The sequence below is a fragment of the Streptomyces sp. ALB3 genome (assembly GCF_044385685.1).
Taxonomy (GTDB): Bacteria; Actinomycetota; Actinomycetes; order Streptomycetales; family Streptomycetaceae; genus Streptomyces.
The window spans coordinates 182993-206504 of sequence record NZ_JBISCE010000008.1; the positions used below are offsets into that span (position 1 = coordinate 182993).

18 protein-coding genes and 1 pseudogene are annotated in these 23512 nt (G+C 72.1%); 11 read left to right on the forward strand and 8 right to left on the reverse strand.

The window, feature by feature from the left end:
• Positions 1–27 precede the first annotated feature (27 nt).
• From ACHFIV_RS07710 to ACHFIV_RS07720, 3 genes are all read right to left on the reverse strand, one after another.
• Positions 28–639, reverse strand: a complete 612-nt coding sequence (locus ACHFIV_RS07710) for a helix-turn-helix domain-containing protein (protein ID WP_398964953.1) — start codon at positions 637–639, stop codon at positions 28–30.
• A gap of 99 nt (positions 640–738) precedes the next feature.
• Entirely contained in the window at positions 739–2256 is a 1518-nt protein-coding gene (gene glpK, locus ACHFIV_RS07715) for a glycerol kinase GlpK (RefSeq protein WP_398964954.1), read from the reverse strand.
• A 24-nt stretch (positions 2257–2280) separates the two neighbouring features.
• Positions 2281–3129, reverse strand: a complete 849-nt coding sequence (locus ACHFIV_RS07720) for an MIP/aquaporin family protein (protein WP_398964955.1) — start codon at positions 3127–3129, stop codon at positions 2281–2283.
• Between the two features lie 286 nt (positions 3130–3415).
• On the opposite strand from ACHFIV_RS07720, the gene ACHFIV_RS07725 reads away from it, so the two are divergent.
• Positions 3416–4927, forward strand: a complete 1512-nt coding sequence (locus ACHFIV_RS07725) for a cryptochrome/photolyase family protein (protein ID WP_398964957.1) — start codon at positions 3416–3418, stop codon at positions 4925–4927.
• Between the two features lie 67 nt (positions 4928–4994).
• Here ACHFIV_RS07725 and ACHFIV_RS07730 read toward each other — a convergent pair whose 3' ends face one another.
• Positions 4995–5948: an alpha/beta hydrolase family protein gene (locus ACHFIV_RS07730; protein WP_398964959.1), complete on the reverse strand. Its 954-nt coding sequence runs from the start codon at positions 5946–5948 to the stop codon at positions 4995–4997.
• A 312-nt stretch (positions 5949–6260) separates the two neighbouring features.
• On the opposite strand from ACHFIV_RS07730, the gene ACHFIV_RS07735 reads away from it, so the two are divergent.
• Both ACHFIV_RS07735 and ACHFIV_RS07740 read left to right on the forward strand, forming a co-directional pair.
• A complete protein-coding gene (locus tag ACHFIV_RS07735) occupies positions 6261–7229 on the forward strand; it encodes an AraC-like ligand-binding domain-containing protein (protein ID WP_398964960.1) in 969 nt (322 codons plus the stop codon).
• 212 nt (positions 7230–7441) lie between these two features.
• Positions 7442–8059: a TOPRIM nucleotidyl transferase/hydrolase domain-containing protein gene (locus ACHFIV_RS07740; RefSeq protein WP_398964962.1), complete on the forward strand. Its 618-nt coding sequence runs from the start codon at positions 7442–7444 to the stop codon at positions 8057–8059.
• A 57-nt stretch (positions 8060–8116) separates the two neighbouring features.
• Here the strand turns inward: ACHFIV_RS07740 and ACHFIV_RS07745 are convergent, their stop codons facing one another.
• Positions 8117–9187 carry a glycoside hydrolase family 43 protein gene (locus tag ACHFIV_RS07745; RefSeq protein ID WP_398964963.1) on the reverse strand — a complete coding sequence of 357 codons (1071 nt, stop codon included), beginning with the start codon at positions 9185–9187 and terminating at the stop codon, positions 8117–8119.
• A gap of 287 nt (positions 9188–9474) precedes the next feature.
• Between ACHFIV_RS07745 and ACHFIV_RS07750 the strand changes: the two genes are divergently transcribed.
• The 3 genes from ACHFIV_RS07750 (at position 9475) to ACHFIV_RS07760 (ending at position 14466) form a co-directional block, all read left to right on the forward strand.
• Positions 9475–10683, forward strand: a complete 1209-nt coding sequence (locus ACHFIV_RS07750; RefSeq protein WP_398965949.1) for a CaiB/BaiF CoA transferase family protein — start codon at positions 9475–9477, stop codon at positions 10681–10683.
• 565 nt (positions 10684–11248) lie between these two features.
• Positions 11249–12814 carry a polysaccharide lyase family 1 protein gene (locus ACHFIV_RS07755; protein ID WP_398964965.1) on the forward strand — a complete coding sequence of 522 codons (1566 nt, stop codon included), beginning with the start codon at positions 11249–11251 and terminating at the stop codon, positions 12812–12814.
• Between the two features lie 434 nt (positions 12815–13248).
• Positions 13249–14466, forward strand: a complete 1218-nt coding sequence (locus ACHFIV_RS07760; protein ID WP_398964966.1) for a cysteine desulfurase-like protein — start codon at positions 13249–13251, stop codon at positions 14464–14466.
• A 77-nt stretch (positions 14467–14543) separates the two neighbouring features.
• Here the strand turns inward: ACHFIV_RS07760 and ACHFIV_RS07765 are convergent, their stop codons facing one another.
• The gene (locus ACHFIV_RS07765) at positions 14544–15332 is read right to left on the reverse strand and encodes an IclR family transcriptional regulator (protein WP_398964967.1); all 789 of its coding nucleotides are present in this window, start codon (positions 15330–15332) and stop codon (positions 14544–14546) included.
• A 161-nt stretch (positions 15333–15493) separates the two neighbouring features.
• On the opposite strand from ACHFIV_RS07765, the pseudogene ACHFIV_RS07770 reads away from it, so the two are divergent.
• Both ACHFIV_RS07770 and ACHFIV_RS07775 read left to right on the forward strand, forming a co-directional pair.
• Positions 15494–15688: pseudogene (locus tag ACHFIV_RS07770) on the forward strand (GntT/GntP/DsdX family permease); the annotation flags it as partial.
• A gap of 279 nt (positions 15689–15967) precedes the next feature.
• Complete coding sequence (locus tag ACHFIV_RS07775) at positions 15968–17296, forward strand: enolase C-terminal domain-like protein (RefSeq protein WP_398965952.1); 1329 nt, start codon at positions 15968–15970, stop codon at positions 17294–17296.
• A gap of 120 nt (positions 17297–17416) precedes the next feature.
• Here the strand turns inward: ACHFIV_RS07775 and ACHFIV_RS07780 are convergent, their stop codons facing one another.
• Positions 17417–18292: an SDR family NAD(P)-dependent oxidoreductase gene (locus ACHFIV_RS07780; protein WP_398964969.1), complete on the reverse strand. Its 876-nt coding sequence runs from the start codon at positions 18290–18292 to the stop codon at positions 17417–17419.
• Between the two features lie 145 nt (positions 18293–18437).
• Between ACHFIV_RS07780 and ACHFIV_RS07785 the strand changes: the two genes are divergently transcribed.
• A complete protein-coding gene (locus tag ACHFIV_RS07785; protein ID WP_398964970.1) occupies positions 18438–19385 on the forward strand; it encodes a LysR family transcriptional regulator in 948 nt (315 codons plus the stop codon).
• 185 nt (positions 19386–19570) lie between these two features.
• Here ACHFIV_RS07785 and ACHFIV_RS07790 read toward each other — a convergent pair whose 3' ends face one another.
• A complete protein-coding gene (locus ACHFIV_RS07790; protein ID WP_398964972.1) occupies positions 19571–20524 on the reverse strand; it encodes a hypothetical protein in 954 nt (317 codons plus the stop codon).
• Positions 20525–20708: 184 nt separating this feature from the next.
• Here ACHFIV_RS07790 and ACHFIV_RS07795 point away from each other — a divergent pair, with 184 nt between their 5' ends.
• Positions 20709–22979: a heavy metal translocating P-type ATPase gene (locus ACHFIV_RS07795; RefSeq protein WP_398964974.1), complete on the forward strand. Its 2271-nt coding sequence runs from the start codon at positions 20709–20711 to the stop codon at positions 22977–22979.
• Between the two features lie 74 nt (positions 22980–23053).
• Positions 23054–23506 (forward strand): flavodoxin family protein, encoded by a 453-nt coding sequence (locus ACHFIV_RS07800; protein WP_398964976.1) that lies wholly within the window; start codon positions 23054–23056, stop codon positions 23504–23506.
• Positions 23507–23512 lie beyond the last annotated feature (6 nt).

Genomic DNA, 23512 nt, shown 5'->3' on the forward strand with positions numbered 1-23512 from the left:
CGAGCGGCGACGCCGCGAGGGGAGACGTCACGTACGGGGGACCCCTGGCCCGGAGTTCCCGGTGGCGTCTGCGTCGGCGCCGTCGCGCTGGTGGCCGCGGCGGGCGTCACGGTCGAAGATGCCGAGGATCTCGCAGGGGCCGCCCTCCGCTCCGATGGCGTGCGGCAGCATGGTGGGGAACTCCGCGGCATGGTCGGTCTCGACGCGGAAGCGGCGGTGTCCCAGCATGAGGAGCGCGGTACCGGACAGGACGACGAGCCATTCCCGGCCCGGATGGGCGCGCATGCGCGAGGGGCTGTCGGGAGGGGGTTCGGTGATGCGCCGGCGCACGACCGTCATGCCGGGGTCTGCCTTGACGTGCCAGCGCATCGATCCGTGGGCGCTGTCGATCTGCGGACTCGTGACCACGTCGTCCGGCGCGGTCTCCACGAGCTGGTCCAGGGACGTGTCCAGGGCGCGGGCCAGGGTGACCAGCTGGTCCAGCGCGAGGCGGCGCTGACCGTTCTCGATGCGGCTCAGGGTGGACTGGCTCACGTGGGCGCGGGCGGCCAGTTCTTCCAGGGACCAGCCCTGCGCCACACGCAGGGCCCGGATCCGTTTGCGCACCAGGCTGTCCAGCTCGGCATCGGGGGGCGTCATGGGCGTCAGCGTATGCCCGTGCGGCAGGACAGGAGCGGGGCGGCTGCGGTGTCCGCGGCAGGCGCGAACGGTCGCGGACCCACGTCGGCAGCCGGACGCTCAGGGGACGTTCACCCAGTCCAGTGTGCGTTCCACGGCCCTTCTCCAGCCGGCGTACCCGTCCGCGCGCTGTTCGTCGGACCACTGGGGCGACCACCGCCGGGATTCGTGCCAGTGGGTGCGCAGTTCGTCGGTGTTCGCCCAGAAGCCCGTCGCCAGTCCCGCCGCGTAGGCGGCGCCGAGCGCGGTCGTCTCCGCGACGACGGGGCGGCTGACGGGGACGCCCAGGACGTCGGCCTGGATCTGCATGCAGAGGTCGTTGGCGGTGACACCGCCGTCGACCTTGAGGACGTCGAGGTGGACGCCGGAGTCCTGCTCCATGGCCTCGACGACATCGCGGCTCTGGTAGCAGATGGCCTCCAGGGTGGCTCGTGCCAGGTGCGCGTTGTCGTTGTACCTCGCCAGGCCGACGATCGCGCCTCGGGCGTCGGACCGCCAGTAGGGTGCGAACAGGCCCGAGAAGGCGGGGACGAAGTACATCCCGCCGTTGTCGTCGACCGTACGGGCGAGGTCCTCGCTCTCGGCCGCGGTCTTGATGATCTTCATCTGGTCGCGCAGCCACTGCACCGCGGAGCCGGTCACCGCGATGGATCCCTCCAGCGCGTAGACCGGAGGGCTGTCACCGAACCGGTACGCCACGGTGGTGAGCAGACCGTGCTGGGAGCGGACCAGCTCCGTGCCGGTGTTGAGGAGCAGGAAGTTGCCCGTGCCGTAGGTGTTCTTGGCCTCGCCGGGTGAGAAGCAGACCTGCCCGACCGTGGCCGCCTGCTGGTCGCCCAGGACCCCGCCGATGGGGACGGCGGCCCGCAACGGCCGGGAGGTGCGTGTCGTGCCGAAGGCCTCCGGGTGCGACGAGGGGTGGATGGCGGGCAGCATCGCCCGGGGGATGCCGAAGAAGCCGAGGAGCTCGTCGTCCCAGTCGAGGGTCTCCAGGTCCATCAGCATGGTGCGGCTCGCGTTGGTCACGTCGGTGGCGTGGATGCCGCCGTCAGGACCGCCGGTCAGGTTCCACAGGACCCAGGCGTCCGTGTTGCCGAAGAGGGCGTGGCCCTTCTCCGCCGCCGCCCGCACGCCGTCCACGTTCTCCAGGATCCACTGGACCTTCCCGGCGGAGAAGTAGGTGGCCGGCGGCAGTCCGGCCTTGCGGCGGATCACCTCGCCCCGGCCCGTGCGTTCGAGGTTCGCCGCGATCGTGTCGGTCCGGGTGTCCTGCCAGACGATCGCGTTGTAGTAGGGCCGCCCGTTGCGCGGGTCCCAGACGACCGTGGTCTCACGCTGGTTGGTGATGCCGATCGCCGCGAGGTCCTGGGGGGACAGGCCGCCGTAACGCAGGGCGTTCTGCATCACCGAGTTGGTGCGCTCCCAGATCTCCACCGGATCGTGCTCCACCCAGCCGGAACGGGGGAGGATCTGTGCGTGCTCCAACTGGTGCTTGGCGACCTCGTTGCCGCCGTGGTCGAAGATCATGAATCGGGTGCTGGTGGTTCCCTGATCCACCGCGCCGATGAAGTCCGCCATGGTGTGCCACCTCTCCGGCCGGTGTTATCGGTGCTCGCTCGCCGGGACCCGTCCCGGCGGTTCGGGCTCCGCGGTCGGCAGGAACCGGCCGACGAGGCCCTTGTACAGGCCCGCGCCGAGCAGGCCGCCGATCAGCGGGCCCAGGATGGGCACCCAGAAGTAGAGATTTCCGTACTGGTCCCGCCACGCTCCGCCGTAGCCGGTGATGAAGCTCGCCAGCCGGGGGCCGAAGTCGCGGGCCGGGTTGATCGCGTAACCCGCGTTGGTCCCGAACGCCATTCCGATCGCGACCACGACCAGGCCGATGACGAACGGAGCCAGGTTCGCACCGGGCGGGGTGTTCAGCATGTCGGTGATGGCCATGATCAGCAGCAGCAGGATGGCGGTACCGATGACCTGGTCGCGGAAGGCACCCCATTCGTGCACCGGCAGGGCGGGGTTGCCGTTGGCCGGGAGCGTGGAGAACACGGTCTGTGTCTTGACGGTGTGTCCGGGGTCGGCCTTCGCCAGTGCCTCGCTGTAGTTCCAGCGCACCAGAAGGGCCGCCACGAACGCCCCGGCCGTCTGCGCGAGCGCGTACGGAGCCACCTTGCTCCAGGGGAACCCCTTGAACGCGGCGAGTGAGAGCGTCACCGCGGGATTGAGATGGGCGCCGCTCAGCCGCGCCGCCACGTACACGCCCAGAGTGACACCCAGGCCCCAGGCCCAGGCGATGCTGTCGTGGTCCCCGAGGCCGCCGGGCGGATCGGTCAGTGCACCGCCCGCCGCCACCTGGGCCACCACACCGCACCCGAAGAGGATGAGGATCATCGTGCCCGCGAACTCGGCCGACAGCTCGCCCAGCAGGCCGGATCCCGTACGTCGTTCAGCCATGGAAGCTCGCCCTCCGCCGGCCGGACCGGCCGTCGACCGCCCAGCAGTACGAGCAGGCTAAGGCGCCGGGAGAAAGTGCGCATATCGGGGCGCGAGTGCCGAGGGCGGTGCGCGTGCCGAGGGGGCGGGCCGCGCACCACGCGGTGCGGACGGACCGGCGGGAAGCGAGGTGACCGGCGTGTGCGGGGCCCGGGCCACCACCTCGTGCGCTTTGATCTGTGAGGGAGAGCGGCGTCGCGTCGCGGTGCGCCGGCCACGCAACAGTTCGTCAACGGAGCGCTCGCCCATGACCGATGAAGAGTCCCGCACGCCCCACTGGCTTTTCGGCGATCAGCTCGGCCCCCATTTCACCGATCCGGCGCGAGGCGGTCCACGCCGGGACGCGCCCCTGCTGATGATCGAGTCCCGCGGTGTGTTCCGGCGCCGGCGATTCCACCGCGCCAAGGCCCATCTGATCCTTTCGGCGATGCGCCATCGAGCCGCCGAGCTCGGTGACCGCGTGCGGTACGTCAAGGCGGACACCTATGGCCAGGGCTTGCGCGAGGCGGTGGGGGACGGTCCGGTGACCGTGCACCACCCCACGTCCCGGGCGGCACTCGCATTCGTGCGCGCCCAGCCCTCCGTACGCGTTCTGCCGGCGCGCGGCTTCCTCGTGACGCATGACGAGTTCAGGGCCTGGGCGGACGGCCGTGGCACGAGACACCTGCGCCAGGAGGACTTCTACCGGTGGGTCCGCCGGACGCACGACCTTCTGATGGAGGGCGATCACCCGGCTGGGGGGCGATGGAACCTCGACCACGACAACCGGCGGCCACCGCCACGCGGTGCCACCGGCCTGGGCGTCCCGGCCCCTTACCGGCCCAGGGAGAGCGACATCGACGCCGAGGTGCGGTCGGACCTCGACCGCTGGGCACGTGACGGGGACGTCCAGTTCGTCGGTCAGGACGCACCGCGCGGGTTCCCCGCCACGCGCCGCGAGGCGCTCGCGGCGCTCCACCGCTTCGCCGGGCACCGGCTCGCCACGTTCGGGGCGTACGAGGACGCGGTACTCGCCGGCGACGCGACCATGAGCCACAGTCTGCTCTCCTCCTCGCTCAACCTCGGCCTGCTGGACCCGGCGGAATGCGTCGAACAGGCGGAGGCGCGATGGCGTGCCGGCGACGTGCCGCTCAACAGCGCCGAGGGATTCGTCCGGCAGATCGCCGGATGGCGTGAGTTCGTCTGGCACGTCTACTGGTACTTCGGCCAGCGATACCGGACGAGCAACGCCCTGGGGCATCACGTGCCACTGCCCGACTGGTTCACGGAGCTGTCCCCGGACGGGACCGGGGCGAACTGCCTCTCGCACGCCCTGGAGCAGGTCCGGGCGACGGGCTGGACCCATCACATCCCGCGCCTGATGATCCTCGGCAGTTTCGCCCTGCAGCGGGGATGGGACCCCGGCGCGGTCACCGACTGGTTCCACCGCAGCTTCGTCGACGGCTACGACTGGGTCATGGTCCCCAACGTGGTGGGCATGTCGCAGTACGCGGACGGGGGCCGCATGACCACCAAGCCCTACACGTCCGGCGGCGCGTACATCGACCGCATGAGCGACCTGTGCGGCCCCTGCCGCTACAAGCCGTCCGTACGGGTCGGGGAGGACGCGTGCCCCTTCACCGCCGGGTACTGGCACTTGCTGCACCGCCACCGCGGCCGTTTCGAGCACAACGCGCGGATGACTCAGGCCGTCCGGGGGCTCGACCGGCTCAAGGATCTCGACGCACTGCTGGAACAGGAGCGCGACCGCCGGGACTGAGACCTTCGGCGCGACGCAGGCGTCCTGCGGGTGTCCCGCCGGGCCGGTCGCGGCAGGGCCGCCGGACCTACTTGGTCCGGATGTCGCCGACCGGTTCGTCGCAGGCCGCCAGATCCTCGCGTGCGGTCCGCCAGGTGTGGTCGCCGGGGTGGAGCCGGGTGCGGAGGTAGGCCGAGGTGAGCCGCCCGACGGCGGCGACGCGCGCGGGGCTCTCGTCCGTGGTCTCGGCGGCGTCGTAGCCGGATATCCCACCGAGTGAGTGCCCCGCGCCGAACAGAGTGAGCAGGGCCTTGGGGCCCGGAGCGAGGGTGTAGGGGTCGGCGTGCCAGGACGGTCCCACGTCCGTGAAGTGACGGGGGTCGTCCTCGTCGCCGGCGACCACCAGGGCGGGCGTGGTCATCGTCGAGAAGTCGACGGTCCGCAGGACCGGCAGCCGTTCGGCCATCGGCCCGTCGAGGACGTCGCCCCTGCCGGGTGCGGCGAGCAGGACGCCGGCACTGATCCTGGGCTCGAGGAGGTTCACCACCTTCCCGTTGCCGGGATCGGTGAGCCTCGCGCCGAGCAGGAGGCCGGCGGTGAAGCCGCCGAACGAGTGTCCGGCGACGGCGATGCTGCTGTGATCGATCCGCCCGGCGAGTTGCGGCACCGCTGCTTCGATCACGTCGAGCCGGTCGAGGACGTGTGTCATGTCCTCAGCGCGTGACCGCCAGAAGAAGGGCGCGCCGGGGGCGTCGGCGACCAGATGGCTGAGGGTCCTGGAGCTGAGGTGGGTGGGCTGCACGACGACGAATCCGTGGGCGGCCCAGAAGTCGGCGAGGGGTGCGTAGCCGTGGGAGGAGGAGAGGTTGTTCGAGGGGCCCTGCCCGTGGGACAGGAGGATGACGGGAAGGCCGGTTCCGGTCACCGGCGCGGAGACGCGTACCTGCAGGACCACGGGCCGTCCGGGTACGGACAGCTCCACCGGGCCCAGGGACAGGACCGGGACGGGCGGGCCGGAGATACCGGCGGTGGATGTGCTCATGATGCGTCGACTCCCTTGCGGTGGGCCCTGCCCGGCGTTCCGGTGCAACCGGTGGAGGGCACGGCGAGCAGGCGGTCGCCACCTCGGCCGACCCGAAGTGGAACGCTGCTCCGGATCACTATCCGGAACAGTGCTCCGTATTGTCAAGCGGTCAAGAACCGTCGCGTGCCCGGGGTGGCGTTGTTGTGCGGCACCGGGGAGGACCGACAGACTGCGGTCGGGAACCGTCCGTGGGCGAGGGGGATCTGTGGGGGAGCGGGCCGGGGCGCCGCCAGGCCGGCGTCATTACCGACGCGGGCGGAGGGATGCCTCGTGAGTCCGGTCCTGGACACCGCGTTCATCGCGCCGCGGGACCGGGAGGAAGTGGTCCGGAACGCGGTGTGGGAGTCCGTGGTGGCCGTCGACATCGATCACGGCCCTCCCGCCGAGGACCTCTCCGTGCGCATAGGACTGGGTGCTGTGGGGCCCCTCAGGATCTGCTCGGCGCGGGCGACCGCCGTCACCATCCGCCGGACGGACCGGCTGGCCCGGCAGGACGAGGAGCCGGCCGTCTTCCTCGGCCTCCAGGTGACGGGCACCAGCCTGGTCGCGCAGAACGGTCGCGAATGTGTGCTGCGGCCGGGGGAGTTCGCCCTCTACGAATCGATCGCTCCGTACACACTTCTCTTCGACGAGGGAGTCGACCACCACTTCCTGCGGTTCCCCCGCGCGGCACTCGCGCTCCCGGACCGGTTGTTACGGGACACCGGCGCAGTCGCCCTGGGGCCGGACAACCCCGTCGCGCGCCTCGCGTTCACCTACTTCTCCCAGCTGGCCGCCAGTGGCGAGTTGCACCAGGGCCCGCACGCCGAAGCCGTCGTGGAACCCAGTGTCGACCTCCTCCGTGCCGTCCTGACATCCCAGCGAGGTGACTCCGCCCTGGCCAGGGCGCCGTTGGAGGCGACACTCGGCCTGCGGGTCACTCAGTACGTCAGGGAGCATCTGGCTGATCCCGATCTGTCGGCGGCACGGATAGCCTCCGCGCACGGCATCTCCGTACGTCACCTCTACGCCGTGCTGTCACGGTCGGGGATCAGCCTCGGGGACTGGATCCGCACGCGCCGGCTGGCCGAGTGCAGGCGAGAGCTGGCGGGTCCGTACGGCCGGCTGCGGACGATCGCGGCGACCGGACGGAGATGGGGCTTCGTGAACGCCGCCCACTTCAGCAAGGTCTTCAGGCAGACGTACGGCATCTCGCCCCGGGAGTGGCGCGACCGGAATCATCCCCGCCCCTCCGCGTGAGATCGCCGCGTGGCCACGTGTCCGCGCCCGGCCCCGGGCGCGGCCCGGGCGGGATCGGGACCGCGCGGGATCGGGACCGCGCGGACCGGTGGGGCCGGTCGGCCCCTTGAGGCCACGGGCGGTCAGGTGCTCGCCGGATACGGATGCTGAACCGGCCCGGAGGCCCCCGAAAACGCCTGTCGCCGGGACGTCGAGTGGCGGAGACTCGTCCCATGGCTGACATGGGGGCGTTCAGGGAAGCGGTCACCGCGTGGGCGGCGGGTGGCCCCGGTGACCCGGCGTGCGGTATCGCCGCGCGGCTGTCCGTCCGGGCGGCCGTCCTGCTCGAAGGGCCGAGTGACGTCGCGGCGGTCGGCGCCCTGGCTGCGCGCCGGGGCCGGGATCTGGCGGCCGAAGGGATCTGCGTCCTGTCGATGGGCGGTGCGATGAGCGTCGGACGCTACGCGCACATCCTCGGGCCCCCCGGCCTCGGCCTCCGTCTGGCGGGGCTGTGCGACGAGGCCGAGCACCCCTTCTACGTCCGGGGTCTGGAGCGGGCCGGTGCACCGCAACGGGGCTTCTTCGTCTGTGCGGCGGATCTGGAGGACGAACTCATCCGTGCCCTGGGCGCCGCCCGGGTGGAGGAGCTCGTCCGCGCGGAAGGCGACCTGCGCGCCCTGCGGACGTTCCTGAACCAGCCAGCGCAGCGGGGGCGCACGTCCCAGCAGCAGTTGCGGCGCTTCTTCGGCACCAAGAAGGGGCGCAAGATCCACTACGGCCGGGTCCTCGTCGAGGCCCTCGGCCCCGGCCAGGTGCCCGCCCCGCTCGACGGGCTGCTCGCGGCCCTCTGACCGGCGGGCGCCCCCGCATGTGTCAGAACGCGCGTGCCCGGCACCGGCTTCGACGGCTCACTCGAAGAACTTCAGGCTCCACCCCGTATCGGCGCCGGAGCCCGGGACGTTCGCGCGCCTGTAGGTGGTGCCGCCCCACCAGCTGAACGTCCCCGTGTACCAGTACCGGTTCTCCCAGGAGTACGGCGTCCCCTTCGCGACCGCGTGGAACATGAGGGGGAACCGCGGACCGGCAGGCGGGCTGGTCGCGATGTCACCGTCGAGAAGGACGAAACTGTGGTGGCCCGGACCGTCGACGTGCAGGGTGGGATCCCAGCCGGTCATCATCGTGGCTCGGTCGGAGCCGAACAGGCAGCCGTTCGACTTGTACCAGTCCCATACGTACGTGGGGTCGCCGCCGGCCCGGAGCCGCAGGTCCGCCAGGCAGTACCGGTCGCTCCAGCTGCCGTTGGCCGAGTAGACGATGTGCAGCTGCCCGTTCGGATCCTTGACCGCCTCGGGTGCCTCGTTGATGAACGGGTTGCCGACCACCCGCTCCCAGCTCTCCCTCGGCTGTGAGATGACGTACCGCGCGCCCGTCGGTGTGGTCGGGGTGCTCATCCGGGTGATGTAGAGGTTCTGCTCGACGTTCGTGTCCCCGGCCCAGCCGGACCAGACGAACCAGCGCTGTCCGCCGAAGGTGAACAGCGTGCCGTCGATGGCCCACTTGTCGTCGGCCAGCGCGAGTCCGGTCTCGGTGGTGTAACCGCTGTCGGGTACGGCCGAGCTGATGACGTACATCCGGTGGGCGGGCCCTCGTCCGGCCGAGAAGTAGATGTAGTAGCGGCCGCCGTCCCTGACGATCTCCGGGGCCCAGACCTCGCCGAGGCCCCGGGCGTCCGACCAGACCTGGCGGGCGGGCGCCGAGGCCAGGGCCGCCGTCGACGGAGCCTGCCGGACGGCGATGCCGCCCCCGGTCGACTGCGCCGAGATGTAGGTGCCGCCGACGCGGAGCACGCTGGGATCCGCGGCCCGGAGCCCGGTCCGCTCCGCCCGTGCGGTCCCGGCGGAGGAGAGCGTCATCGCCGCGGCGATGACGACGGACAGGGCGAAGGCGGCGATACCGGAAAGGTGACGAGAGAGCTTCATGTCCCGCTCCATGGTCGGCCCCCGCGCCGGCCCGGCACCGCGAGTGCGGCCGGCGCGCGGGCAGGGGCTGGTGGGTCACGCCGACGGCGGCTGCGGAGACGGCTCCACCGTCCCTCCCGCCTCCCCGCCGACGTGTACATCGATGCAAAGAGCGCTCTCACAGCATCGTAAGTCGTCCTGCTCATGTCAATACTGCGGAACCCGCCGGGGTTGCCGTCTCCCCGGACCCCGCAGGAGTGCGCATGATGGAGCCCACTCGGATCGCCGACACCTCCGGAGGACGACGTATGGCCGGGAACCCAGCGCCCGCCGACGACCTGCCGCTGTCCGGCATCACGGTCGTGAGTGTCGAACAGGCGGTGGCCGCCCCTCTCGCCACCCGTCAGCTCGCCGATCTCGGAGCGCGGGTGATCAAGGTGGAGCGCCCGGGTGACGGTGACTTCGCCCGCCGTTACGACACCACCGTGCACGGCCAGTCCAGCTACTTCGTGTGGCTGAACCGCTCCAAGGAATCGCTGACCCTGGACCTGAAGTCGGAGGAGGGGCGGGGGATCCTGGAGGAACTCCTGGCGCGGGCGGACGTGTTCGTGCAGAACCTGGCTCCCGGCGCGGCCGCGCGGATGGGCCTGGGCGCGGACGACCTGGCGAAGCGGTTCCCGTCACTGATCCCGTGTGCGGTCACCGGCTACGGATCGAGCGGGCCCTGGGCGGACCGCAAGGCCTACGACCTGCTGGTGCAGTGCCAGACCGGCCTCGTGTCGCTGACCGGCAGCGCCCAGGAGGCCGCCCGGGTCGGGGTGTCGGTCGCGGACATCGCCGCAGGCATGTACGCGTACAGCGGCATCCTCACCGCCCTGTTCACCCGGGCGACCCGGGGCTCCGTACGCGCCGTCGAGGTCTCGCTCTTCGAAGCGCTGGCCGAATGGATGAGCCAGCCCGCCTACTACACGGCGTACAGCGGCGCGCAGCCGCCCCGGGTCGGCACCCGGCACGCCACCATCGCCCCCTACGGCACCTACACCGCGGCGGACGGCAGGGACGTCCTGCTCTCGGTGCAGAACGAGCGCGAGTGGGCCGCCCTCTGCGAGCGTTTCCTCGGCTCCCCGGACCTCGTCGGTGACCCGCGCTTCGCCACCGGTTCCGCCCGGGTGCGCCACCGCGAGGAGGTCGACGCGCTCCTGGCCGAGCGGATCGCCGCGTCGGACAGCGGCGAGGTGATGAGGCTGCTCGACAGCATCGGCATCGCCAACGCACCGGTCAACGACGTCCAGCAGTTCCTGGAGCACCCCGTACTGGCCGGACGCGACCGCTGGCGCGACGTGCTCCTGCCCGGCGGGGAGACGATGACGGCCCTGCTGCCGCCCGTCGACCTGGCCGGCGCCGTCCCGCGCATGGGCGCCGTCCCCTCCGTCGGCGAACACACCGAAGCCATCCTGGCCGAGCTGGGCCACACCCCTGCCCGGATCGACGCGTTGCGCGCCCGCGGCGCCGTCTGAGGGCCAGGCACGCGAGCGGGACGGCAGGGGCATCGAGCCCGTCGCGCGGGTCCCCGGCCGCGCCGGCACCTGCCCGGAGGCCCCCGTCGGGCGGACGAAGGGACCGGCACCCGGGATCTCCGGCTCCCGGCAGTCGGGCCGGTCCCGCGGAAAGCACGGCGGAGTCCTGTTCCGCAAGTGTCATGAACCTTGTCAGTTCGGCGGCGTGCGCTCTATTGTCGCGGACAGAAAGCGCTTTCCCCTTCTGGTTCAGTCCGGTGGAGGCGTCCGTCGCGAAGGCCATCGCGACCGGGCGCGCATGAGCCGCCGCCGGGCCGCTCCAGGGCTTCATCAAGGACGTCGACGACAGCGGGACGAAGGTGCGCGACACCGGTCCGCCGCTGTGGCCGACAACCTCGCACGTCCGGGCCGGGCAGGTACCGCCGGCTCGATCGCATCGAGAAGTACACGCACAACCGGCCCACGAGGGCCGCCCGGTGACAGGCCGGCGGCCTCGGTGGCTTCGCCGTTGCGACCGCGGCATGGAGCAGCAACACAGCTTGTGAAGATGAATGGGGACACGAAGATGAGACGACCAGGCGCACTGCGACTCAACGCCGCGCTGGCCACGTTGGCCGTGGCTGCCGCGACCGGTGTGGTGCTGACGATGCCCGAGGCGTCGGCCGCGGTCACCGGCAGTGCCACCGGCTACGCGACCCAGAACGGCGGGACCACCGGCGGTGCCGGCGGGACGACGGTGCGGGCCACCACGGGTACCGCGATCCACGCGGCCCTGTGCGGCCGGGCCAGCAGCAGTACCCCGATCACCATCGAGGTCGAGGGCACGATCAACCACGGCAACACCGCGAAGGTGTCGGGCGAGAGCTGCAACACGGCCGCCGGTGTGATCGAGCTCAAGCAGATCAGCAACGTGACGCTCGTCGGCGTCGGCAGCGGGGCGGTCTTCGACCAGCTGGGCATCCACATCCGCCAGTCCAGCAACATCATCATCCAGAACGTGACCGTCAAGAACGTCAAGAAGTCCGGCTCGCCCACCTCCAACGGCGGTGACGCGATCAGCATGGAGAGCGACGTCCGCAACGTCTGGGTCGACCACACCACGCTCGAGGCGTCGGGCGGTGAGTCGGAGGGGTACGACGGCCTCTTCGACATGAAGGACAACACCCAGTACGTCACGCTGTCCTACAGCACCCTGCGCAACTCCGGCCGCGGTGGCCTCATCGGATCCAGCGAGTCCGACGTCTCGAACGGTTACGTCACCTTCCACCACAACCTGTACGAGAACCTCGACTCGCGCGCACCCCTGCTGCGGGGCGGCATCGCGCACATCTACAACAACCACTACGTGAAGCTCAACGAGTCGGGCATCAACTCCCGGGCCGGCGCGCGCGCCAAGGTGGACAACAACTACTTCGAGGACTCCAAGGACGTCCTGGGCACGTTCTACACCGACGCGGCCGGATACTGGCAGGTCAGCGGCAACACCTTCGACAACGTGACCTGGTCGGCGCCGGGCACCGACAACAAGCCCGCCGGGCCGAACCCGACGTCCAACACCACCGTCAGCATCCCCTACTCCTACAAGCTCGACGGTGCGAGCTGCGTGCCGGGGATCGTGGCCGGGACCGCGGGCGCCAACAAGGGGCTGAAGGTGTCGGACGGCAACTGCTCGCCGCAGACGCCGGACCCCACGCCCGACCCCACCGACCCGACGCCGGACCCGACGGACCCGACGCCGGACCCGACGGACCCCACGCCGCCCACCGGGACCAACCTCAGCATCGGCGCGGGCGCCGACGGCTCGAGCAAGGCCAGCGGTTCCAGCTACGGCAACGTGCGCGACGGTGACATGAGCACCTACTGGTCGCCGGCGGGTTCGACCGGTTCGGTCTCGGTCAAGTGGGGAACCGCCACCTCCGTCTCCAAGGTCAACATCCGCGAGGCGTCGGGCTCCGCCGGCAGCATCAGGACCTGGAGGGTCCTCAACGGCGACACCGGTGCCGTCCTCGCCTCCGGCAGCGGGGCCGGTGTCATCACGGTTCCCCGGACCTCGCTGAAGAAGATCACCTTCGAGATCACCGGCTCCACCGGGGCGCCGAAGGTCGCCGAGTTCGAGACGTACGCAGGCTAGTGGCACGGTCCCGGCGTCCGCCCGGGATCCTGGTGGGCCCCGGGGCACTCAGGGCCGCCGGACACGCGTGAGGCGGCACGCCGGGACCCCGGCGTGCCGCTGACCGCCCGGGAGCGGGGGCCGTCGTACGCGACGGCCCCCGCTCCCGTGTGCCGGGAACCGGGCGGGGCGGGCCGTGGCGGAAGCCTGCGAACGCCTGCCCGGCGGGGCGGGCGGGGGACGGGGCCCCCTCGCACGGTGCCCGCCGCTCACGGGCGCCGCGCGCGTCCCCCGTCCCCCTTGCCGGCCTGGCCGGTGCTGCGATCATGAGTGCCAGTCCCCGGTCCGGCGCGGTGTGCGTCCGAGCCGGGTCGGCCGCCTGCCGCCCGGGTCAAGGAACGCGACGGCCGACCCGTACCGTCCCGGCTGCCCGTACTTCCCCTCATGGAGTCCCCTTGAGCACCGACACCGGCCACACCCTCGACGTCCAGGCCGTCCGTGCCTGCTTCCCGGCGCTGAAGGCGGGTACCGCCCGATTCGACGCGCCGGGCGGCACCCAGACGCCCCAGCAGGTCATCGACGCGATCACCCGGGCCCTCACCCGCCCGCTGGCCAACCGAGGGGCGCTCACGGAGGGCGGCCGGAACGCCGAGGCACTCGTGACCGGCGCGCGCCGGGCCCTGGCCGACCTGCTCGGGTCGGAGGCCGGGACGGTCGTGTTCGGACGCAGCGCCACGCAGCTCGTCTACGACCTTGCGCGCACCCTGGCCAAGGACTGGGGCCCGGGGGACGAGGTGGTGGTGTGCCGACTGGACCACGACTCGAACATACGGCCCTGGGTCCAGGCCGCCGAAGCGGTGGGGGCCACGGTCCGGTGGGCCGACTTCGACCCCGCGACGGGTGAGCTCGACGCCGGTCACATCGCGGCCGTGCTGTCCGGCCGCACCCGGCTCGTCGCGGTCACCGCCGCCTCCAACCTCATCGGTACCCGCCCCGACATCCCGGCCCTCGCCGCCCTGGTGCACGGCGCGGGGTCGCTCCTCCACGTGGACGCGGTGCACTACGCCTCGCACGTCACGGTCGACCTGGCCGCCCTCGGCGCGGACACCCTCGTCTGCTCGCCGTACAAATTCCTCGGACCGCATCTCGGTGTGCTCACCGGCCGGCGGGAACTGCTCCACAGCCTGCGGCCGGACAAGCTGCTGCCCTCGAGCGACGCCGTCCCCGAGCGCTTCGAGCTGGGCACGCTGCCCTACGAACTGCTGGCGGGCGCGACTGCGGCGGTGGACTTCCTCGCCGGGCTCGTCCCCGGCGAGGGCAGCCGGCGCGAGCGCCTGGTCCGCGCGTTCGCGGCGCTCGCCTCGCACGAGGACCGGCTGCGCGGCCGTATCGAGGAGGGCCTGGCGACGCTGGACGGTGTCACCGTGCACTCCCGCGCGGCGCGACGCACCCCCACCACCCTGTTCACGGTGGCGGGCAGGGACCCCGGGGACGTGTCACGGCATCTGGCCGGACGCGGAGTGGACGCACCGGCCGGATCCTTCTACGCGTGGGAGGCCTCCCACCGGCTCGGACTGGGCGAGGAGGGCGGCGTACGGGTGGGGCTCGCACCGTACACCTGCGACGAGGACGTCGACCGGCTCCTGAACGCGCTCGACGTGCCCCGTCGGTGACGCGGCGGCAGCCGCCGGGGAAGACGCCGCACCGCTCGGGGGCGCGACCCGCCCCCTCGCCCCGGGAGGTGCGGCGATCAGCGCCAGTCGGGCGCACCGGAGGCGGGGGAGAGGGCGCTCTCGATCCTCGTCCTGATCTCCCGCATGACGGTCACGACCCGGGCCTCGTGCGCGTCGCTGAGCCGCGCCACCGGCACCGAGCAACTGATGGCGTCGACGGCCGGGGTGTCGTACCGCAGGGCGAACCCGAAGCCCGCGAGGCCTGTCACGGTCTCCTCGCGGTCGATGGAGTATCCGCGCTCGCGCACACCGGCGAGGTCGGCCAGCAGGGTGGTGCGATCGGTGTGGGTGTTCTCCGTCCAGGGCGTCAGGGGCCCCGGGGCGAGCGGTAGTCCGTCATCCGGGCGCTCGGCGAGCAGCGCCTTGCCGAGCGCTCCCGCATGGGCCGGGACGCGACGGCCCACCCGGCTGATGGTGCGCAGGTACTCATGCGATTCGCGGGTCGCGAGATAGACGACGCTGGGGCCGTCGAGCCGGGCGAGATGGACGGTCTCGCCGAGTGCGTCCGAGGCCTCGTCGAGATAGGGGCGGGCGGCACGCACGTGCGGATCGGTGTCCAGGTAGCTCGTCCCGGTGTGGAGGGCGCGGATGCCGATGCCGTAGAGGGACCCGGTCGTGTCGGTGCGCACCCAGCCGCAGTCGATGAGGGTCCGCAGCAACTGGTACATGCTGCTGCGCGGGACGCCCAGTTCCTCCGCGAGTTCGTCCAGGCGGGCCGGCCGGTCGCCACGGGCGGCGAGGAGTTCGAGCAGCGCGACGGTTCGGGACGCCGACTTCACCCCACGGACTCCGCTGTTCCCCCGCATCCGCTCATCCTAGATCGGCGTCGTCCCACCCATTGACCCCGCTGCGTTCACACGCCTAACCTCTGTTCTCATACATGTACGCCATCTGCGTATGAGGATGAGTGGGTGGAGCGGTTCAACGCGGTCACGGAAGCGCCTCCCGCGCGTCGGCGGCTGAGGCGATGGCGACGACCCTCCTGGTCATCGGCGCGGGCGGCGCCTTCGGACACGTCCTCGTCGAAGGCGGGACATCCGGCTGCACCAAGGAGGCCACCGAGCACTGGGCGGTCTCGCCGATCATCCTGGCCCGGCTCGTCGCCGCCGTCCTCCGGACCGCGCCCGGTTCGGCGAACGTCGCCGTGGTCACCGCCTCCGGCGTGGTGCCGCCACTCCTGGCGGGCGGCGGCGTCCACCCCGAGATGATGGTGCTCGCCGTCCCCCATCGCCCTCTCCCACGGCGAAGACCCCGGATCACGGCTGTTCACGGAGTACTTCGACCCCTCGGTCACCCAGGCCGTCAAGGTCCCGTGCCGGCTGCACGGCGGTGCTCGCGGTGCTCGGCCTCGGCGGGGTCCTCGCGACCGGGCGGGCCCTCGCCGCCCTCGGCCTTTGACCCCCGCCCCCGGCCCCCTCCCGCTCCCGAGGAAGACGACCAGATGAACCAGCCCACCATCACCCACTTCGCCGTCTACCCCGTCGCCGGCCGCGACTGCATGGAGCTGAACCTCTCCGGTGCCCACGGCCCCTTCTTCACCCGCAACGTCGTCGTCCTCAAGGACTCCGAGGGCCGTACGGGGCTGGGGGAGGTGCCCGGCGGAGAGAAGATCACCCGCACTCTGCGGGACTCGGAACCGCTGGTCGTGGGCGCGAAGCTGGGCGACTACCAGCGTGTCCTGCGCGAGATCGGGAGCCGCTTCGCGGACCGTGACGCGGGCGGACGAGGCGCTCAGACCTTCGACCTGCGGACCACCGTGCACGCCGTCACGGCTGTCGAGTCGGCACTGCTCGACCTGCTGGGCCAGCACCTCGGCGTACCCGTCGCGGCGCTGCTGGGCGACGGTCAGCAGCGTGCCTCCGTGCGGGTCCTGGGCTATCTCTTCTACGTCGGTGACCCGGACCGCACCGACCTGGACTACGCCCGCGAACCCGCGTCCGACGTCGACTGGTACCGCGTCCGGCACGAGGAGGCCCTCACGTCCGGGGCGATCGTCCGCCAGGCCGAGGCCGCCCACGAGCTGTACGGCTTCCGGGACTTCAAGCTCAAGGGCGGAGTGCTCGCCGGCGCGGAGGAGGTCGAGGCCGTCCGGGCGCTCAAGAACCGCTTCCCGGAGGCGCGCATCACCCTGGACCCGAACGGTGCCTGGTCACTGCGCGAGGCGGTCGAACTGTGCTCCCCGCTGGTGGGCACCCTGGCCTACGCCGAGGACCCCTGCGGGGCGGAGGACGGCTACTCGGGGCGCGAGGTCCTCGCCGAGTTCCGCCGGGCGACAGGCCTTCCGACCGCGACCAACATGATCGCCACCGACTGGCGGCAACTGACCCACGCCCTGGCCCTGCAGTCGGTGTCCATCCCGTTGGCGGACCCGCACTTCTGGACCATGCGGGGATCGGTGCGCGTCGCCCAGCTGTGCAACGCGATGGGTCTGACCTGGGGCTGTCACTCGAACAACCACTTCGACATCTCGCTCGCCATGATCACGCACTGCGGTGCCGCCGCCCCGGGGGAGTACAACGCACTGGACACGCACTGGATCTGGCAGGAGGGCCTGGAGAGGCTGACGGTCACCCCGCCCCGCATCTCCGGCGGTGAGATCGAGGTCCCGGACGTCCCCGGCCTGGGGGTCGAACTCGACATGGACCGCCTCCTCGCGGCCCACGAGCTCTACAGGAGGGAGGCGCTGGGGGCGCGGGACGACGCCGAGGCCATGCAGTACCTCGTCCCCGGCTGGGCGTTCGACGCCAAACGGCCCTGCCTGGTCCGGTAGTGCCGCCCGGAGGGGCCGGTGAGGCCACCGGCGCCCGTCCGGCGGACCGTCGCGGTCCGCCGGACGGGCGAGGCGCGGGGAGCGGGCGGGTCAGGTCCACCCGAGGCGCGTCGCGACCTGTCAGGACGGCCGGGCCGCCGTCGCCAGGAGCTCCGCGGTCCACCTGCTCACGGCCTTCGTCAGTTCAGGCGTGACGTAGGCCAGGAGCGTGTCGTCCACGGTCCCGTCGGGCCCGACGACCAGGCCGGTGCGTCCCTCCAGAGCCGGGTCGGTGGCAGCCGCCAGGGGAGCCCTCGCGGCGTCCGCGACGGGCGCCGAGACGCCCTTGAGGATCGCGTCCCAATGCGGACGCAGTGCGGGCGGCAGGATGTCGATGGTCATCTGTGCGGCGTTGTCGGTCGCGGCGGCGCCGGGATCCGCGGCGAGTACCGAGACGCCTCGCGGTCCGAGACGCCCGGCGAGCTCCATGGTGTACGCCAGATGGGCCAGCTTCGCCCGGCCCGTGGCGGCCAGGCCGTAGTGGGGGCCCGGGGGTTCGGCGTCGTCGAACACGGTCTGAGCCGCGGCGATGGCGCTCGACGTGACGGTGACGACGCGGCTCGGGGCCGCCGCGGCGAGCGAGTCGAGAAGCGCCTCGGTGAGGACGTAGGGCGAGAGGTGGTTCAGGGCGATGCTCGCCTCGACGCCCTCCGAAGTCTCCCTGCGCCCGGTCCACATGCCGCCCACGTTGTTCACCAGCAGGTCGAGGCCGCCGTCACCGGCGAGCCGTTCGCCCAGCCGCCGGGTCTCCGCGAGCGAGGACAGGTCCGCGCCGACGAAACGCCCGGCCCGGCGTCCGGCGGCCTCGTCGACGCGCGCCACCGCCGCCTCCCCCCGGCCCGGGTCACGTGCGACGAGGGTGAGGTCCCATCCCTGGCGTGCCAGTCCGAGGGCCGTCTCCAGGCCTATGCCGCCGGTGCCGGCTGTCACCACTGCCCTCGGGGCGTGCTCAGTCATCCTGTGCTCCCGTTCGATGCTCCGTCCGTGGGCGGTCGCCCAACGGCCGTACCTCCAGCAGACAGGCCGGACGACGGCCATGGAAGTTCCGATCCGGCATGGCCCGATGCCGCGCCGGCATGACCGCCGGTGGGACAATGCCCGCATGGGTGATGTGGAGATCCGCCAGGTCCACTACTTCGTCGCCGTAGCGGAGGAGGGCAACTTCACCCGTGCCGCGCGACGGCTGGCGATGACCCAACCCGCGCTCTCCCGGGCCGTCCTGGCCCTGGAGAGGACCATGGGTGCCACCCTGCTGCTGCGCACACCGAAGGGCGTCACGCTCACCGCCGCCGGGCACGCGATGCTCGAAGAGGGCAGGTCACTGCTGGCCCAGGCGGGGAACGTGACCTCGCGGGTACGCCGGGCGGCCGAGCAGCAGGCCTCGGTGACGCTCACCGGCCCCGGCTGTGACGCGGCGCTGCTGGACGCGATCGTCCGGTCCTACAACGAAACGGCCCCGCCGCACCCCGCCCGGATGTCCGTCGGCACGATCGACGACCAGCTCGACCGGCTCCGCTCGGGCCGGGCCGACATCGCGCTCCGGCGCGGCTCCCCGCAAGGCCACGGACTGGACAGTGTGGTGCTGCGCCAGGAGGAGATCCGAGTCCTGGTGGGCGCCCGGCACCCGCTGGCGGGCAGGGAGACTCTGAAGACCGCCGATCTCGCCGGTCAGCCCCTGCTCGGCTGGCTCGGCCCCGGGGCCCAGCTCGACGACCCGGCCCTCTGGCCGGACGGACTGCCGGGCACGCCGGGGCCCCGGGTGAGCGACGGTCTGCAGATGCTGGCGGTCGTGGGACTCGGGCAGGCGGTCGCTCTCGCGCCCAGCCTGCCGGACGGGGTCGCCGCGCCCGCAGGGACGGTGAGCATCCGGCTGGAGGACGGGCCGGCCGTGCCCCTCCGGCTGACCTGGCCGAGCGACCGGACGACGCCGGGCATCCGGGGCTTCGTCAGGCACACCGTCGCGTCGTTCCGGGCACAGGCACGGAGGCAGGGCGGCACGGTCTCGCCGGACGGAACGGCCGAGGTCCGGCCCGCCGCGTCGGCAGGCTGAACCAGGGGCGCAGCCCCGCCACGAGGCGACCGGGGCGAGGCGCCGTGCCGCGCCGTTCGCCGGTCCGTACCCGCCGGTGGTACCGAGGGCAGGCGTCCCAGCCCTGCGGCGACCACCGACCGGCGCGAGGACGCGTGGCCGGGGCGTGTCGACGGCCGAGGGACGCCCCGGTGTCCGAAGGGCCGTCAGTGCCCGTGTTCCTCGCTCTCCTGGCGGGCCGGGGCGCCGTTTCCGTGTCCGTCCGACGGCGCGGCCGGACGGGGGGTCTCCGACGCCGCGGACGGCACGGTGAAGGCCGCCGTCCGGACCGTGCCGTTGTGCTTGAACTCCAGGAACAGCCGGTAGGTGGCCGGGCCCGGTGCGGTCGCGGTGAACGAGACGTCCGGTCCGGGCCTCGTGGCGCCGTCGGGGTGGACGTGCAGATACGCCAGGTCGCCGGCGCGCAGGGCGACGAGATGTCCGTACGCCCCCAGGTAGGGCTGCAGATCGGCGACCGGCCGGCCGTCCTTCCGCACCGTGAAGGTGACGTGCTCGGGCACTCCCGGGCGCAGAGCGCCGTTCAGGGAGACCGTGTACCCGTCGTCGACCGTGGACGTCCGGGCGGGCTTCGGGAGTTCCGCCGGCTTGTACGCGCCTGACACGGCCAGGTCCGCGCCCAGTGTCACCCCGGCGTTGCCGGTGCCCGACGGGGTGAAATCGGCGAGGACCCGGTAGTCGCCCGCCGCGGGCAGCTGGACCGGGGTGCTCCACGTGCCGTCGGCGGCCCGGACCGGGTGCAGGTGGCGGTAGGTGCCCAGATCCCTCGAGGCGAGGATCAGGTGGAGCTCCTTGTCGTGCTCGCGCTCGAAGGCCGTGACCTGTCGCCCCGCCCGGTCGAGTACGGCGAAACGGAGCTCGCTCCGCTGCTCCGCCGCCACCCGCGGGGTCCGGAGGTCGAGCGTGTAACCGCTCTCCGAGGTCTGCAGGCCACCGACGGAAGGGCCGGTGCTGCCGTCGCCGGTGTGCGGCGCGGCGCTCCCGGTGTGGGCGGGGCCGGCGGGGCCCGTCTCCGGGCCGACGGTGAGCCCGATGCCGTAGGCGGCGCTGAAGGACGCCGCGAGTGCGGTGGCGAACGCGGTGATCTTTGCGGCGGGGTTCATGACTGCTCCTGTGCCTTCTGCGCGGAGTGCCCGCGATGGTCCGACGCTCCCGAGCGTATACCCGCCAGGGGTATGCGCAAGTCCCTCGGAAAACTTGCCACGGATACGGGAGGGGGGTATACCTGGAGGTCGGGACACAGGTACCCGCCAGGGGTATACTGACCAGTACGACGAGGAGCGGGAAATGGCCTCAACGACTTCCGGCGCCACCCGGGTGGAGCTCGCCATAGGCGGCATGACCTGCGCTTCGTGCGCGGCGCGGATCGAGAAGAAGCTCAACCGCCTGGACGGGGTCGAAGCCACGGTCAACTACGCCACGGAGAAGGCCAGGGTGGCCTTCTCCGGAGGGGTCTCGGTCGACGACCTGATCGCCACGGTCGAGGCCACCGGCTACACCGCTCAGCGGCCGGACCCGCCCCGCACCGGACCCGATGACGCCGGGACCCCCGCGGGCGGCCGGGAGGAGGACGAGCGTGCCGACGCCGGACTGCGGTCCCTGCGGCAGCGCCTCGTCACTGCGGCCCTGCTCGCCGCACCGGTCATCGCGATGGCGATGGTCCCGGCCCTCCAGTTCGAGTACTGGCAGTGGCTCTCCCTCACGCTGGCGGCGCCCGTCGTCACCTACGCGGCCTGGCCCTTCCACCGGGCCGCGTGGACCAACGCCAGACACGGTGCGGCCACCATGGACACCCTGATCTCCGTCGGCACGTCGGCCGCGTTCCTGTGGTCGCTGTGGGCGCTGTTCTTCGGGACGGCGGGGATGCCGGGCATGACGCATCCCTTCGAGTTCACGATCAGCCGCAGCGACGGAGCGGGGAACATCTACCTGGAGGCCGCCGCCGGCGTCACGGCGTTCATCCTGGCCGGCCGGTACTTCGAGGTCCGCTCGAAGCGCAGGGCGGGCGCCGCGCTCAAGGCCCTCATGGAGCTGGGCGCCAAGGAGGTCACGGTGCTGCGTGAGGGCCGCGAGGTCGTCCTTCCGACGGCCGGACTCCGGACCGGCGACCACTTCCTGGTCCGCCCCGGCGAGAAGATCGCCACGGACGGGACGGTGGTGCAGGGCTCCTCGGCCGTCGACGTCTCGATGCTCACCGGTGAGTCGGTCCCCGTCGAGGTCTCGGCCGGCGACTCCGTCACCGGCGCGACCCTCAACGCCGGCGGCCGCCTGGTGGTCGAGGCCACCAGTGTCGGCGCCGACACCCGACTGGCCAGGATGGCCGCACTCGTGGAGGAGGCGCAGAGCGGCAAGGCCGCCGCCCAGCGCCTGGCCGACAGGGTCTCCGCGGTGTTCGTGCCGGTCGTCATCGGGCTGTCGCTCGCGACACTCGGCTTCTGGCTCGGCTCGGGAGCCGGACTCACCGCGGCCTTCACGGCGGCCGTCGCCGTACTGATCATCGCCTGTCCCTGCGCACTCGGGCTGGCCACACCCACCGCCCTGCTGGTCGGCACCGGACGCGGCGCCCAGCTCGGCATCCTGATCAAAGGGCCCGAGGTTCTGGAGACCACCCGCAAGGCCGACACGATCCTCCTCGACAAGACGGGCACCGTCACCACAGGCCGCATGACGCTGCTCGAGGTCCATGCCGCCCGGTCCACGGACGAGGCCGAAGTGCTCCGCCTGGCGGGCGCGCTGGAACACGCCTCCGAGCACCCGGTCGCCCGGGCCGTCGCCGAGGCCGCAGCCGCGGGGGGAGCGCTGCCCGTCCCCGAGGACTTCGTCAACGTGCCCGGCCTCGGTGTCCAGGGTGTCGTGGAGGGCCACGCCGTGCTCGTCGGCCGCGAGAAGCTGCTGGACGCATGGGCCATCGGGCTCCCCGAAGAGCTCAGGACCGCCATGGACGCGGCGGAGAAGGGCGGCAGGACCGCGATCGCGGTGGCCTGGGACGGCGAGGCGCGCGCGGTCCTGGAGGTCGCCGACGCGGTCAAGGAGACCAGCGCCGAAGCGGTCCGGAGGCTGCGCGCCCTCGGGCTGACACCCGTCCTGCTGACCGGTGACAACCAGGCGGTCGCCATGTCCGTCGCGGGCCAGGTCGGTATCGACGAGGTCATCGCGGAGGTCATGCCGCAGGACAAGGCCGAAGTCGTCAGGAAGCTCCAGGCGCAAGGCCGGAGTGTCGCCATGGTCGGTGACGGCGTTAACGACGCCGCGGCGCTCGCGCAGGCGGACCTCGGTCTGGCCATGGGGACCGGCACGGACGCCGCGATCGAGGCCGGCGACCTGACCCTCGTGCGCGGGGACCTGCGCGTGGCAGCCGACGCGATCCGGCTCTCCCGCAGGACGCTGGGCACGATCCGCACAAATCTGTTCTGGGCCTTCGCCTACAACGTGGCAGCTCTTCCCCTCGCCGCCGCCGGTCTGCTCAGTCCCATGATCGCCGGAGCGGCCATGGCCTTCTCGTCCGTCTTCGTCGTGGGCAACAGCCTGCGCCTGCGCGGCTTCCGCGCCGCAGCCTGAGGCACCGCCCGCGCCCCGTGACCCGCCGCGCCCCGGCAGGGCGCGGGGCCCGGCGGGCAGGTAGGTTCGGTGCCGTGGCCACTCTGCTGATCGTGCATCACACGCCGTCGCCCAACTGCCAGGCACTGTTCGAAGCAGTGGTCGCCGGCGCGACGGCGGAGGACATCGACGGCGTGCGGGTCGTGCGCCGGGCGGCGCTCTCCGCGACGGCGTCCGATGTGCTCGAGGCCGACGGCTACCTGCTCGGCACCCCGGCGAACCTCGGATACATGTCCGGAGCCCTGAAGCACTTCTTCGACCAGGTCTACTACCCCTGCCTGGACGGGACGAAAGGCCGGCCCTTCGGCTACTACGTGCACGGCGGCAACGACGTCACCGGCGCCGTGCGGGGCATCGAGACGATCACCACGGGCCTGGGCTGGCGCCGTGCGGCCGGCGCCGTGACCGTCACCGGCGAGCCGGGCAGGGCCGACACCGAGGCGTGCTGGGAACTGGGGGCGACGGTGGCCGCCGGCCTGATGGACTGACGGGCG

What these genes read in the sequence shown, in the direction of transcription:
- ACHFIV_RS07750 (WP_398965949.1), top strand. Translation starts at nt 9,475, where the DNA reads ATGGCCGGGAACCCAGCGCCCGCCGACGACCTGCCGCTGTCCGGCATC.
- ACHFIV_RS07720 (WP_398964955.1), bottom strand. Translation starts at nt 3,129, where the DNA reads ATGGCTGAACGACGTACGGGATCCGGCCTGCTGGGCGAGCTGTCGGCC.
- ACHFIV_RS07740 (WP_398964962.1), top strand. Translation starts at nt 7,442, where the DNA reads ATGGCTGACATGGGGGCGTTCAGGGAAGCGGTCACCGCGTGGGCGGCG.
- ACHFIV_RS07755 (WP_398964965.1), top strand. Translation starts at nt 11,249, where the DNA reads ATGAGACGACCAGGCGCACTGCGACTCAACGCCGCGCTGGCCACGTTG.
- glpK (WP_398964954.1), bottom strand. Translation starts at nt 2,256, where the DNA reads ATGGCGGACTTCATCGGCGCGGTGGATCAGGGAACCACCAGCACCCGA.
- ACHFIV_RS07765 (WP_398964967.1), bottom strand. Translation starts at nt 15,332, where the DNA reads ATGCGGGGGAACAGCGGAGTCCGTGGGGTGAAGTCGGCGTCCCGAACC.
- ACHFIV_RS07780 (WP_398964969.1), bottom strand. Translation starts at nt 18,292, where the DNA reads ATGACTGAGCACGCCCCGAGGGCAGTGGTGACAGCCGGCACCGGCGGC.
- ACHFIV_RS07795 (WP_398964974.1), top strand. Translation starts at nt 20,709, where the DNA reads ATGGCCTCAACGACTTCCGGCGCCACCCGGGTGGAGCTCGCCATAGGC.
- ACHFIV_RS07725 (WP_398964957.1), top strand. Translation starts at nt 3,416, where the DNA reads ATGACCGATGAAGAGTCCCGCACGCCCCACTGGCTTTTCGGCGATCAG.
- ACHFIV_RS07730 (WP_398964959.1), bottom strand. Translation starts at nt 5,948, where the DNA reads ATGAGCACATCCACCGCCGGTATCTCCGGCCCGCCCGTCCCGGTCCTG.
- ACHFIV_RS07710 (WP_398964953.1), bottom strand. Translation starts at nt 639, where the DNA reads ATGACGCCCCCCGATGCCGAGCTGGACAGCCTGGTGCGCAAACGGATC.
- ACHFIV_RS07745 (WP_398964963.1), bottom strand. Translation starts at nt 9,187, where the DNA reads ATGAAGCTCTCTCGTCACCTTTCCGGTATCGCCGCCTTCGCCCTGTCC.
- ACHFIV_RS07775 (WP_398965952.1), top strand. Translation starts at nt 15,968, where the DNA reads ATGAACCAGCCCACCATCACCCACTTCGCCGTCTACCCCGTCGCCGGC.
- ACHFIV_RS07790 (WP_398964972.1), bottom strand. Translation starts at nt 20,524, where the DNA reads ATGAACCCCGCCGCAAAGATCACCGCGTTCGCCACCGCACTCGCGGCG.
- ACHFIV_RS07785 (WP_398964970.1), top strand. Translation starts at nt 18,438, where the DNA reads ATGGGTGATGTGGAGATCCGCCAGGTCCACTACTTCGTCGCCGTAGCG.